General features: G+C 70.7%; 14 protein-coding genes. 5 read left to right on the top strand and 9 right to left on the bottom strand.

Annotated features, from left to right (window positions below; genetic code table 11):
* Positions 1-278 precede the first annotated feature (278 nt).
* Positions 279-698 (top strand): hypothetical protein, encoded by a 420-nt coding sequence (locus ACQKIP_RS27955; protein WP_427744439.1) that lies wholly within the window; start codon positions 279-281, stop codon positions 696-698.
* 9 nt (positions 699-707) lie between these two features.
* Here the strand turns inward: ACQKIP_RS27955 and ACQKIP_RS27950 are convergent, their stop codons facing one another.
* Positions 708-1202, bottom strand: a complete 495-nt coding sequence (locus ACQKIP_RS27950) for a nucleotidyltransferase domain-containing protein (RefSeq protein ID WP_365855904.1) — start codon at positions 1200-1202, stop codon at positions 708-710.
* Positions 1203-1246: 44 nt separating this feature from the next.
* On the bottom strand, positions 1247-1618 hold the full coding sequence (locus tag ACQKIP_RS27945; RefSeq protein WP_365855906.1) for a winged helix-turn-helix transcriptional regulator: 372 nt from the start codon (positions 1616-1618) through the stop codon (positions 1247-1249).
* 110 nt (positions 1619-1728) lie between these two features.
* On the opposite strand from ACQKIP_RS27945, the gene ACQKIP_RS27940 reads away from it, so the two are divergent.
* Positions 1729-2568: an SDR family oxidoreductase gene (locus tag ACQKIP_RS27940; protein ID WP_365855908.1), complete on the top strand. Its 840-nt coding sequence runs from the start codon at positions 1729-1731 to the stop codon at positions 2566-2568.
* Between the two features lie 37 nt (positions 2569-2605).
* On the opposite strand, the gene ACQKIP_RS27935 is transcribed toward ACQKIP_RS27940, so the two are convergent.
* Positions 2606-3610, bottom strand: a complete 1005-nt coding sequence (locus tag ACQKIP_RS27935; protein WP_365855910.1) for a helix-turn-helix transcriptional regulator — start codon at positions 3608-3610, stop codon at positions 2606-2608.
* Positions 3611-3701: 91 nt separating this feature from the next.
* On the opposite strand from ACQKIP_RS27935, the gene ACQKIP_RS27930 reads away from it, so the two are divergent.
* Positions 3702-4100 carry a VOC family protein gene (locus ACQKIP_RS27930; protein WP_365855912.1) on the top strand — a complete coding sequence of 133 codons (399 nt, stop codon included), beginning with the start codon at positions 3702-3704 and terminating at the stop codon, positions 4098-4100.
* 23 nt (positions 4101-4123) lie between these two features.
* On the opposite strand, the gene ACQKIP_RS27925 is transcribed toward ACQKIP_RS27930, so the two are convergent.
* From ACQKIP_RS27925 to ACQKIP_RS27900, 6 genes are all read right to left on the bottom strand, one after another.
* Complete coding sequence (locus tag ACQKIP_RS27925) at positions 4124-4873, bottom strand: dienelactone hydrolase family protein (protein ID WP_365855914.1); 750 nt, start codon at positions 4871-4873, stop codon at positions 4124-4126.
* A gap of 115 nt (positions 4874-4988) precedes the next feature.
* Complete coding sequence (locus tag ACQKIP_RS27920) at positions 4989-5324, bottom strand: hypothetical protein (protein ID WP_365855916.1); 336 nt, start codon at positions 5322-5324, stop codon at positions 4989-4991.
* Entirely contained in the window at positions 5321-5857 is a 537-nt protein-coding gene (locus ACQKIP_RS27915; protein WP_365855918.1) for a sigma-70 family RNA polymerase sigma factor, read from the bottom strand. The genes ACQKIP_RS27920 and ACQKIP_RS27915 overlap by 4 nt, the downstream gene beginning before the upstream one ends.
* Positions 5854-6951 carry an NAD(P)/FAD-dependent oxidoreductase gene (locus ACQKIP_RS27910; protein ID WP_365855920.1) on the bottom strand — a complete coding sequence of 366 codons (1098 nt, stop codon included), beginning with the start codon at positions 6949-6951 and terminating at the stop codon, positions 5854-5856. The genes ACQKIP_RS27915 and ACQKIP_RS27910 overlap by 4 nt, the downstream gene beginning before the upstream one ends.
* Positions 6952-7148: 197 nt before the next feature.
* Positions 7149-8036 (bottom strand): PRC and DUF2382 domain-containing protein, encoded by an 888-nt coding sequence (locus tag ACQKIP_RS27905; RefSeq protein ID WP_365855922.1) that lies wholly within the window; start codon positions 8034-8036, stop codon positions 7149-7151.
* Positions 8037-8235: 199 nt separating this feature from the next.
* The gene (locus ACQKIP_RS27900) at positions 8236-9183 is read right to left on the bottom strand and encodes a YihY/virulence factor BrkB family protein (protein ID WP_365855923.1); all 948 of its coding nucleotides are present in this window, start codon (positions 9181-9183) and stop codon (positions 8236-8238) included.
* A gap of 317 nt (positions 9184-9500) precedes the next feature.
* On the opposite strand from ACQKIP_RS27900, the gene ACQKIP_RS27895 reads away from it, so the two are divergent.
* On the top strand, positions 9501-10094 hold the full coding sequence (locus ACQKIP_RS27895; protein WP_365855925.1) for a hypothetical protein: 594 nt from the start codon (positions 9501-9503) through the stop codon (positions 10092-10094).
* A 245-nt stretch (positions 10095-10339) separates the two neighbouring features.
* Positions 10340-11121, top strand: a 782-nt coding sequence (locus ACQKIP_RS27890) for an ABC transporter ATP-binding protein (RefSeq protein WP_427744441.1), incomplete at its 3' end; no start/stop codon positions are given.

The following is an 11121-nucleotide window of genomic DNA, read 5'->3' as shown; positions in this document are numbered from 1 at the left end:
GGTCGTATGTGCATCGAGGGTCTCCAGGTTGATCGGATTCGGTGGAGGCGGAGTTCGCCGGGGTGAACGGCTGCGGAAGCATGCCTTGCACATGCAGCCAGAAAGCGCTTTCCTGGAAGCTATTGCTGCGGCGTGGACACGTCAATGGTCATGTACATGATTCTTATTCATGGACACGAACACGAACGGGTGATGTTTCGGGATCGGTGCTCAGCTACACGGGGGAGCCCGCAGCGAGCCTTCGTTGACCGGATGTCAGCAACCGCTACCGAGAGATCATGACCTACGACCCTCTCGACGTGATGTTCCGGCGGATCGACCTGACGCAGGCCATGGAAGCGCAGTTCGGCACCTCCCGGACGTGGCCGCTGCACCTTCGTGCCGCCCACGCCCAGCTCGAGCAACTGCGCCGACTGATCGGTGACGCCCAGTACGAGACTTTCACGGACTGCTGGATCGAAGCCGTCGGGCGTCGCGAAGACTGCGTGGGCCAGGGGGAGCTCCACAGCCACTACCTCGGGCGGGAGCTCCACAAGCAGGGACTGGCGCTCGGCGAAGGCGCCGCCCAGGTCGCCTGGGGGATCGCCTGCGGGCTCACTGTCCTGCTCGACGACGACCAGTACGAGAAGGTCATCACCGCGGCGGCGGTGGGGTGCCGGATCGGCGCGACCGGCGCGGATGCAGCTCGCGGCCACTGACCCGGCCCGTCAGAAGTGGGTGGCGATCCCGAAGACGCGGCGGAGTTGCGCCATGTCGTGCCGGTCGCGTTCCGAGGGTTCGTAGCCCCGGTGGAAGTAGACCTGCTGCTCGGCGGAGAGGCACGGGACGGGCGTCCCGCGGACGGTGCCCGTCACGAAGCACGCGGCGGGATAGCCGAAGGGGCGCTGCGGATCGGGGGAGGCCTGCACCGCCGATCCGTCGTCGGAGAACACCAGCGGATGCAGATCGATCTCACGCCCGTCCGGAGCCGTGACGACGAACCGGACGGGCCGCTGGTCGAGGCTCTCGGTGAAACCCTCCGCGGAGAGGGCCGCGAGGACGGCGCTCTCCTGGTCCTGGCGGTGCATCAGGTCCAGGTCGCGGTGGTCGCGGGTCCGCTCGCCGATCAGGGCGTCGATTCCCCATCCGCCGCCGACCCAGACATCCGTCTTCGCCCGCCGCAGCAGGTCCAGTACGAACACCACGTCATCGGCCGTCATCATCCGGCCCATGCTAATGACCCCGGGGGTGTCGGCGGGGCGGCGCGCTATCCCTGGCCGCGAGGCGGCAGGTGCCGGGTGATCCGGTCGAAGAGATCCGTCAGCGGCTCACCGATGTCCCGGCCGAAGTCGGTCAGCCCGTAGGTGACTTGAGGCGGCGTCGTCGGCTCCACCTCGCGCCAGACCAGACCATCCTTGACCAGCGCGCGCAGGGTCTGCGCGAGCATCTTCTCGCTGATGCCGTGGATGCTGTCGCGCAGCTCGTAGAAACGTAGGTCGTTGCTCCGCAAGGAGATCAGGACCCAGATGCCCCACCTGCTGGTGACGTGGTCGACCATGTCCCGCGCGGGGCAGTCGGTGTGAAACACCTCATACCGAGGACCCGCTCCTGCCGGTGTCAGCTGCGCGCCTTCCTGCATGTCGGGAGCTTACCTCCAGGTATGTCCTTACGGAAAGTAAGCCCGGCTCCTAGCGTCAATTCCCGCAGTCCACAACGGACCAGCAGTGCACGACGGACGAGGAGCTGAACATGATCGTGGTGACCGGGGCTACCGGAAACGTGGGCCGGCCTTTGACGCAGGCCCTGACCGAGGCGGGCGAGCAGGTGACCGCGGTGTCGCGGCACGCGGCACCCCTGCCGGACGGAGTGCGGCACGTGGCGGCCGACCTGGCCGAACCAGCAAGCCTCACGCCCGCGTTGGACGGGGCGAAAGCCCTCTTCCTCCTGTTGTCCGGCGATCTGCACGGCCCCGAAGCCAGGCCGGCCGACATCATCGACCTGGCCGCGGCTTCCGGCGTCCGCCGGGTCGTCCTGCTGTCCTCGCAGGGCGTGACGACCAGACCGCTCGGCCCGTCGCGGATCGCGATGCGGGCGTTGGAGGACACGTTGCGCGGCTCCGGCCTCGACTGGGCCGTCGTGCGACCGGGCGGCTTCGCCTCCAACGCCCTGGCCTGGGCGGAGTCCGTCCGCACCCAAGGCACGGTCGCCGCGCCCTTCGGTGACGTGGGTGTGCCGGTCATCGACCCGGCGGACATCGCCGAGGTCGCGGCGGCCTGTCTGCTCGACGAGCGCCACACCGGCGGGGTGTACGAGCTGACCGGGCCGGAGGTGATCACACCGCGCGGTCAGGCGGAGGCGATCGCCGCCGCGCTCGGCTCGCCCGTACGGTTCCACGAACTCACCCGCGACGAGGCCAAGGCGGCGATGACCCGCTTCGTGCCGGCCGAACTCGCCGACGACACCCTGGACATCATCTCCGCCCCGACCCCGGCCGAACTGCACATCAGCCCGGACGTGGAACGAGTCCTCGGCCGCGCCCCGCGCCCCTTCGCCGACTGGGTCGCCCGCAACATCGCCGCCTTCCGCTGAGACACATCACCGCCGGGCACTCCAAGGGTGCGGGCCGCTAGGAGCGCCCGGCCCGGGCGGAGTGCCTGAGACGATCGGCCAGGGCCTCGACCAGGCCGCGGAGTTCGTCCGGGCGCTCGATGACGAAGGGCCGGTCCAGCGAGGCCAGTACGGCAGGCAGCCAGTCGAGCCGGTCCACGCGCATCTCGACCCGGGACCAGGGCTCGGCCTGCGGATCTGCGCCCTCCGGGGTCTGCGGGTCCGGCAGTTCCGCCACGACCGCGACACTCGGCGGGAGCCGGGTGTCGATGTGCTCGGCGGTGCCCTGGACGCGCAGGGTCACCTCATGCCGGTACGGAGCAGTGGCGAGCCCGGTCAGTACGCGCTCGGCCGGGTCGAGTCCGGCGGGCGGCTCGAACGAGCCCGGCAGGGTCCGCACGTCGGTGATGCGGTCCAGGCGCAAGGTGCGCTCCTGGCCGCTCGTGAGGTCCGCCCCGGTCACGTACCACTTGCCCGAGTGGGCGACGAGCCCGTACGGGTGCAGGGTGCGTTCGCTGCCGCGGCCGTTCCTGTCGGTGTACCGGATCGAGACCGGCCGGTGGTGGTTCACCGCGTCGGCGAGCGGCAGCAGGACCCCGGATTCCGGGGTGGCCGATTCGCCGGGCGCAGTGGTGAAGGCAAGGGAGTCGAGCACGGCGTCGAGTCTGAGCCGCAGCCGCTCGGGCAGTACGCGGCGGATCTTGGCGGCGGCCGTCTCGCCCGCCGTGCCGGTGGCGGTCGTCAGGCCGGTCCGCCTCCCCGCGACCAGGCCGAGCAGCACGGCCAGTGCCTCCTCGTCGCCGAGCATCAGCGGAGGCATGCGGTAGCCGGGGGAGAGGCGGTAGCCGCCGTAGCGGCCGCGTACCGCTTCGACGGGCACGTCGAGGTCGAGGAGGTGGCTGACGTAGTGCCGCACGGTGCGTTCGTCGACGTCGAGCCGGTCGGCGAGTTCGGACGCGGTTCTGGTGCCGCCCGACTGGAGGAGCTCCAGCAGGGTGAGCACGCGGGCGATGGGGCGAGGCATGGTCAGAAGTCTCCCCGATATACCGGGCGGGTTCTGCCCGGTATTGGTCATAGCCTCTGGTCAGAAGCACGGAACGACCAGGAGAGAACCCATGAACTTCGTCTCTGTCCGCATCATCACGAGCGACGTCGCACGTCTCGTCGACTTCTACGAGCGGGCCACCGGGGTTGCCGCCGACTGGGCCACCGAGGACTTCGCCGAGCTCAGGGGCGCCTCCGCGACCCTGGCGATCGGCAGCACCCGTACGGTCCCGCTGTTCTCGCCCGGATCCGCCCGCCCGGCCGACAACCACAGCGTCATCCTCGAATTCCTCGTCGACGACGTGGACGGCGTGTACAAGAACCTGACCGGCTTCGTGACGGACTTCGTGAACGAGCCCACCACGCTGCCCTGGGGCAACCGCTCGCTCCTGTTCCGCGACCCCGACGGCAACCTGGTCAACTTCTTCACCCCCGTGACCCCGGCGGCCATCGAGAAATTCGGCCGCTGAGGCCGGCCCCGGTGCCGGATGCCTCAGCTCCTGGACAGGGTGCGCTCCAGGAGGGGGAGCAGACGGTCCCAGTGGTGCTGGAGCGCGGAGGCGTCGAAGGCGTCGGTGTCGGACATGGTGAAGCCGTGGACGGTGCCGGGGTAGATCTCGATGGAGTGGGTGACACCCGCGGCGTCCAGGGACCGGTGGAGGTCACCGATCGCCTCGGACGTCAGGTCGCCCTCGGCGAGGCCGAGGTGGACTTCGGCGGCGAGCTTCCCGACGAGGCGGTGCGGGCTGTCGGGGGCGTCGGTGACCACGAAGCCGGGGTGGAACCCGGCGACGGCGGCCACCCGGTCGGGGTGGGCCGTCGCGGTACGCAGCGCGAGCGCGGCGCCCAGGCAGTAGCCGATCGCGCCGACCGGCCCTGCGCCGACCTCGGGCTGAGCGCCGAGGAAGGTGAGGTAGGCGTCGGCGTCACGCAGGATGCGCTCGGTGGTGTGCGCCTCGACCAGCGGCTTCAGCCGGCCGAAGACCGCGGGCCGGTCCTCTTCTCCGATGTGCCCGGGAAGTTCGATCACCGGCGCGGGGCCCTGCCGGTAGTAGAGATTGGGGACGAGTACGTAGTACCCGCGCTCGGCCAGTTCGCGGGCCTTGTCCTCCAACTCGGGCCGCAGACCGAAGGCGTCCGGGTACAGCAGTACTCCCGGGTGCCGCACGCCGTGGTCGGGGTAGGCGGCGAAGGCGTCGGCCCGGCCGTCGGCGGTGGGGATCTGCAGTGTCTTGGTGGGCACGGTCTTCTTTCCTTCCTTGGGCTGGTGCCGGGGCACAGCCCGCGTGTTGGTCTTCGTCCGGGACGGACGCCCCCGGCCGGGGCGGATATTCCCGGCCGGGGCGCCTGCGGTGTTCTCACACCTTGATCGAGTTGAGCTTCTCCGGGTTGCGGACGCAATAGACCGCCGTCACGACACCGTCGCGGATCTCGACCGAGGTCATCTGGTCGAGGCGGCCGTCGATGAGCACCACGAGGGAGTGCATTCCGTTGTAGGTGGTCATACGGATGTCGAGTTCGCCCATGCGCGCACCCTTGTCCAGGAGCCCCAGAAGCAGACTGGCCACCTTGTCGGGACCGGCCACGGGCCGCCGTACCGCGTTCACGATTCCGCCGCCGTCGGCCAGGAAGACCACGTCGGGTGCCAGCAGGTCCATGAGGCCCTGGACGTCGGCGGTCGAGGCCGCCGTCATGAACCGCTCGACGACGGGCCGTGCCTCGGCGGGGCTTGCGACCGCGGTGTGCCGCCGCGCTGGTTCAACTGCCGCACCGCGTCCTCGGACTTGTCCACCGCCGCGGCGATCTCCGGGTAGCCGAAGCCGAAGACCTCGCGCAGCACGAACACCGCGCGCTGGGTGGGGGTCAGGGACTCCAGGACCAGCAGCATGGCGGTGGTCACCGCCTCGCCGGTGAGCACGTGGTCCAAGCCCTCGGGGGCGTCCGCGGCCGCCGAGGTCAGCAGCGGCTCGGGCAGCCAGGGCCCCACGTACTCCTCCCGGCGGCGCACGGCCGAGCGCAGCACGCCGAGCGCCTGCCGCGTGACGATCTGCGCCAGGTAGGCCCGGGCGTTCTCCACCGAGGTGTGATTCACCGAACGCCACCGCAAGTAGCTGTCCTGCAAGACGTCTTCGGCGTCGGCGACCGAGCCGAGGATCTCGTAGGCGATCGAGAACAGCAGGGCCCGGTGCGAGGCGAACTCGTCCGCGGGGTCGGGCCGGTCGGTCACTTCGGGCCCCGCAGCCAGGCGTAGGTGGCGGTGCGGGCACCGAACTTCGCGTAACGGCAGACGCGTTCCTTGACGACGGCCGCCGTGCGCCCGGCGAAGTGGAGCCCGCGCACGGTGTCGTTCCTGCGGGCCACCTGCAGCAGCCCGTCGTTGCGGCCCAGGCTCACCGCCTGGCCGGTGTAGCCCATGGAGTAGGGCTCGGGCTCACGGTTGTGGATCATCCTCGCCAGCGTATCCGCCGCGTGCGCGCCCTGGGGCATGGCCGTCGCACAGGCCACCCGGGAGCCCGGAACCGCCGCGCAGTCACCGACGACGAAGATCCGCGGGTCGGTGACACTGCGCAGGTTCTCGTCGACCACCGCCCGCCCGTCGGCAGCCACCTCGAGCCCGCTGCGGGCGGCCAGGTCGGGGATGCTTCCGATGATCGCCCACAGGGTGAGGTCGGAGGTGAGGTGCGGGCGCGAGCGGAGCCCCACCAGGTCGCCGCCTTGCTCCCCGGCTCCGGACTCGACCCGGGTGACGGCGTCTTCCACGACCTCGACGCCCAGGCGGGCCAGGGCCGCTCGCACGCGCTTGCGTGCTCCCGCCGACAGGCTCCCGCCGATCGTCTCTCCCACGATCCGCACGCGGAGATCGGGCCGGCCCGCGGCGATCTCGGACGCCGTCTCGATGCCCGTGAGGCCGCCGCCGATGACGGTGACCGTCCTGCCGCCGGGCAGGGCTGCCAGCGCGGTCCGCGCCTCCTGCGCGCCTTCCCAGGTCCCCACCGCGACGGTGCCCGGCAGCGGTGCGACCGTGCTGCCCACCGCGAGGAACAGATGGTCGAAGTCGAGGCTCGTCCCGTCGTCGAGGGTGACCTGTCCGTCGCCGATCTTGTCGACGGTGCCGATCCGGGTCGTGATCCCCTCGCCCAGCATCGACGCCAGCGGGGTCGCCGCGGAGCCGGTCCCGGCGATCTGTTCGTGCAGCCGTACCCGTTCGACGAACTCCGGACGGGGGTTGATCACCGTGATCTCGGCGGACTCGACCTTCTTGGCCAGCCGGTTCGCCGCGATAGTCCCCACGTAGCCGGCTCCCACCACCACGCCCTTCATATGTGCCTCCCGTTGTGCAGTCGTTTCACACACGGGATGGAGCACGGCGTGCGGCTGTGACGGGCGGGCGGAGTGACCTGTGCCACATTCCAGATCGTCCGCGTCGCAGAACGCGCACGTGGAGGGAGGGAGCACTCCTGCCGAGTGCTCCCTCCCTCCACCGTCGGCTGCCCGCTACCGGGGCGCCCTGCGGGGCGTCAGTGGCTGGGGCCCTGCTTCCGGTCACGCCAGTTCTCGCCCTTGGCGCCGCGCTCGCCCTTCATGCGGCGCTCGCCCTTGGCGTCGTCGAACTCGATCTGCTCCTTGCGCACGGTGTCGGAGACCTCCTGGGTCTCGGTGACCTTCTCGGTCTCCAGGCGCACCCGCTCGACCGGGACGGACTCCTTGCTGACCACCGCCCGCTCGGCGTGCAGGGTCACCTCGGTCTGCTCCTCGCCGATGTTCGCCCGGGTGCGGTCGCCCTCGCGGATGGGCTCGCGTACGACGCGGACCTCCTCGTGGGAGAGCGGGACCGAGGCCTTCACGTCCTCGTTGACGACCACCTTGCGCAGCCGGGCGTGGCCGACCTCCTGCTCCTCGGTGCCGACGTGCAGCTGCTCCTCGGAGCGGATCATTTCGTTCTTGTGGTCGTCGCGCGCAGCGGAGCGGCTCGTCGCCATCTCGCGCTCGCCGGCAGCCATGCCCATGCCGGCTCCGGCGCCTGCTCCGGCCATGCCCGCGTTGCCGCGGCCGCCTGCCGCCGGGGTGGTGCGGGACTGCGTGGGCCGGGTGAGGCCGTAGTGCGCGTAGAGGTCCTGCTCCTCGCTCTGGTCGAGGTGCTGGTCGGCATCCACGCGCGGGGCCTCCTTGACGGCCTCCTTGGTGGCCGCCACGTGCAGCTCGTCCTGCTGGCGGCGGGCACCGGCGAGCGGCACGAAGCTCTGCTTCATGCCGAAGAGACCGGTCTTGACGGTCACCCACTCGGGACGCCCAGTTCGGTCGTCGAGATATACCTGCTCGACGCTGCCGATCTTTTCGCCGGTACGGTCATAGGCCGTCAGGCCCGCGAGCCCGTCGGCGCTGGTGAAGGCCTCGCCCTGAGTCATGGGTGATCACTCCCTCGCAGCGCGCGACGGGCAGAATCGAATCTCGCCACGGACGTCGCACGCGTCCCCTCCATCGCGCGCCACGCCGGTGCGTGCCGCAACCAGAAGAGTTACTGAGCGTGTGCGGACGGTGCGCCGAAACCCTCCCGACAGGGCTGTTTGCGGCTCCCCGGCCCAATCCGCCCCACCGCACCCGCGCTTACGCCATACGAGTGACGGGCTCCGCGGGTGCGCGGTTCATCTCCACCGTGAATTGGGCGCCCGCCAGCAGTGCCAGATTCGAGACCCAGAGCCACACCAGGAAGACGACCACCCCCGCCAGGGAGCCGTAGAGCTTGCCGTAGGTGCCGAAGCCCGAGGCGTACAGAGTGAAAAGGCCCGAGGAGACGAGCCAGAGCAGCGCGGCCAGCAAGCCGCCCGGCAGGCTGCGGCGCCAACCGCGCTCCGAAGGCGGCGCGTTGCGGAAGAGCACGAGCACCAGCAGGACCACCAGACAGACCAGAGCGGGCCATTTCAGGACACTCCAGACCGCCTGGCCGGCGTCGCCGACCCCGGCGCGACGTCCCACGGCCTGGACGAGACCGCCGCTCAGGACGAGCACCAGCGCACTGGCGGTGAGCAGCGCGAGCAGCGAGACGGCGGTCATCAGCACACGGTGCGCCTTGCGCCACGCGGGCCGCGTGTCCGGCACGCCGTGCATCGCGTGCAGCGCGCGCCGGAAGACGGCCGCGTAGCTGGACGCGGACCACAGCGCGCTGACGGCGCCGCCGACCACGACCGTCACCGCGGCCGATCGCGCGCCCGCCATCTCGCTCAGCGCCTCGTTCAGGGCGCTGCCCGACTGTGCGGGAGCCCAGTCGGTGACCTCGGCTATGAGGGTCTGCGTCGTGCCGGGGCTCACCAGGCTGATGAGGCTGACCGTGACCAGGAGGGCGGGCAGCAGGGCGAGGATCGCGTAGTACGTCAGGGCCGCGGCCCAGTCCGACACGTCGTCGTTCCACATGGCCACCGGAGTGCGGCGCAGCGCGGCACCCCGCCGTGCCCACGGGGAGGGGGTTCCGGTCCGCCCGGCGGGGGCGGGCAGCGCGCCCGGCCCGTCCGAGACGCGGGCGGATGCCGCGCGCGCGGGCGTCGCGGAACTGTCCATGGGGCTACTCCTCGTTGTGTGTTGCAGGCGGCGCACTCGCCACCTTTCCCGGCTCGACCCCTTGGACACGCGCCGCGCGGTTCCGTCACGCGGATGCGGGCGGAAAGCAATCTTCCCCTTCCCGCCACCCGTGGGTTAAAGCGGGTCCGCGCACGTCAACGCTGAGCGGAAGTTGCCGTTCTATGACATAGGGGACAGGGCTGTGACGCGGACGGGGGCAACGGGCGCGGGGTGTCGCGGGTCGTAAGGGGCGTAGGTGTCAGCAACAGGCAAGCTGGCCTTTCCGAAACGGGGAGTTGACGATCATGAGCGTTCGTATGAGCCGAGGACTGTGTGCCCTGGGTGCCGCGGTGGCCGTGGCGGGTGTGGTGGCCGGTACGAGCCCGGCGGCCGCCGCCGGCTCGCCCCGGTTCCTGGCGCCGTCCGAACTGCCGCCGCACGCGACCTCGGCGTGGACGGCGGGACCGGTGACCGCAGGGCAGCCCGACCCGCTGCCGATGTGCGTGGGGGAGGCCCTGCCGTCGATCTCCGTGCACCGCTCCTACCGCACGGACCTGGACACCGGCGCCCTCCAGGTGACGGTCGTCGAGCGCAGCGAGCAGCGTGCCAAGGACTTCGCGGCCCTGCTGCGCAAGAACCTGGACGGCTGCGCGGAGAAGCTGATGAAGCAGGACCCGGAGATCACCGCGAAGCAGAAGTACTACGGGAAGCTGAACGTCGAGGAGGGTGCGCACGTCTACGGCGTCCACACCGAAGCCTCGTGGGGAGCCAACGACATCAACATGTTCTCGGTCGGCCGGGACGGCACCACGGTGACGCTCGTCAAGTGGGGGCAGATGGGCAACTTCGCCAATGCCCAGGTGGCCGACTTCAAGGCCACGACCATCAAGGCCGTCAACAAGCTGTACTGACGCACGGCTTCACCGGTGCCGCCCATCGATCCCTTCGGTGGGCGGCACCGCTGCGTCGGGGGGTTCATCCGGTCGCGGGGGTTCATCCGGTCGTGGTTGCTGTGGCATCGCTCGTTCGCTTCGCCCGGATTCCGACCCCCTACTTCCAGCCAGAATAAGGTTAGGCTAACCTTCACGCCGTGAGATCAGGTGAACGCGCAGGTAGCGCCACACGTCCGCGCGGTCACGAACTGTCCGCCGAGCACATGACCGTGTCGTACGACGGCGTCGATGTCGTGCACGACGCGGCCCTCCAGCTCAGGCCCGGCGAAGTGACCGCCCTCGTCGGCCCCAACGGCAGCGGCAAGTCGACGCTGCTGCGCACCGTCGCCCGCCTCCAGGACGCCCGGCACGGCACGCTGACCCTCGACTCCGGCACGGGCGACGCCGCCGACGGCTTCGACCTCACCGCCCGCCAGTTCGCCCGGCGCGTCGCCCTGCTGACCCAAGGCCGCCCCACGCCCGGCGGCCTGACCGTCCGTGACGTCGTGGAGTTCGGCCGCTACCCCTACCGGGGCCGCTGGGGACAGGCCGACACCGGGGGCGCCGCCGTGGTGGACCGGGTGCTCGTCATGACGGGCGTCGACGGCTTCGCCGACCGCGCCGTCGACCAGCTCTCCGGCGGGCAGTTGCAGCGGGTGTGGCTCGCCAGCTGCCTGGCCCAGGAGACCGGCGTGCTCCTCCTCGACGAGCCGACCACCTACCTCGACCTGCGCTACCAGATCGAACTCCTCGACCTGATGCGTGACCTCGCGGACGACGGCGGCATCGCCGTCGGCGTCGTCCTGCACGACCTCGACCAGGCGGCCGCCGTCGCCGACCGGATCGCCCTCCTCGACTCCGGGCGCATCGTCGCCGACGGTGCCCCCGAAGACGTACTGCGGCCCGAGCGCCTGTCCGACACGTACGGCATCCGCATCGAGGTCGACACAGACCCCCTCACCGGCCGGCTGCGCACCCGCGCGATAGGCCGCCACCACAGCAGAAG

Origin of the sequence: Streptomyces sp. NPDC059900 (assembly GCF_050270335.1) — a bacterium.
GTDB lineage: Bacteria > Actinomycetota > Actinomycetes > Streptomycetales > Streptomycetaceae > Streptomyces.
This window is presented reverse-complemented; position numbering and strand designations above follow the sequence as displayed.

Excerpts from the sequence above, each read along its gene's own strand:
- ACQKIP_RS27905 (WP_365855922.1), bottom strand. The coding sequence starts at position 8,036 with ATGACTCAGGGCGAGGCCTTCACCAGCGCCGACGGGCTCGCGGGCCTG.
- ACQKIP_RS27935 (WP_365855910.1), bottom strand. The coding sequence starts at position 3,610 with ATGCCTCGCCCCATCGCCCGCGTGCTCACCCTGCTGGAGCTCCTCCAG.
- ACQKIP_RS27950 (WP_365855904.1), bottom strand. The coding sequence starts at position 1,202 with ATGATGACGGCCGATGACGTGGTGTTCGTACTGGACCTGCTGCGGCGG.
- ACQKIP_RS27945 (WP_365855906.1), bottom strand. The coding sequence starts at position 1,618 with ATGCAGGAAGGCGCGCAGCTGACACCGGCAGGAGCGGGTCCTCGGTAT.
- ACQKIP_RS27910 (WP_365855920.1), bottom strand. The coding sequence starts at position 6,951 with ATGAAGGGCGTGGTGGTGGGAGCCGGCTACGTGGGGACTATCGCGGCG.
- ACQKIP_RS27930 (WP_365855912.1), top strand. The coding sequence starts at position 3,702 with ATGAACTTCGTCTCTGTCCGCATCATCACGAGCGACGTCGCACGTCTC.
- ACQKIP_RS27900 (WP_365855923.1), bottom strand. The coding sequence starts at position 9,183 with ATGGACAGTTCCGCGACGCCCGCGCGCGCGGCATCCGCCCGCGTCTCG.
- ACQKIP_RS27895 (WP_365855925.1), top strand. The coding sequence starts at position 9,501 with ATGAGCCGAGGACTGTGTGCCCTGGGTGCCGCGGTGGCCGTGGCGGGT.
- ACQKIP_RS27955 (WP_427744439.1), top strand. The coding sequence starts at position 279 with ATGACCTACGACCCTCTCGACGTGATGTTCCGGCGGATCGACCTGACG.
- ACQKIP_RS27940 (WP_365855908.1), top strand. The coding sequence starts at position 1,729 with ATGATCGTGGTGACCGGGGCTACCGGAAACGTGGGCCGGCCTTTGACG.
- ACQKIP_RS27920 (WP_365855916.1), bottom strand. The coding sequence starts at position 5,324 with ATGACGGCGGCCTCGACCGCCGACGTCCAGGGCCTCATGGACCTGCTG.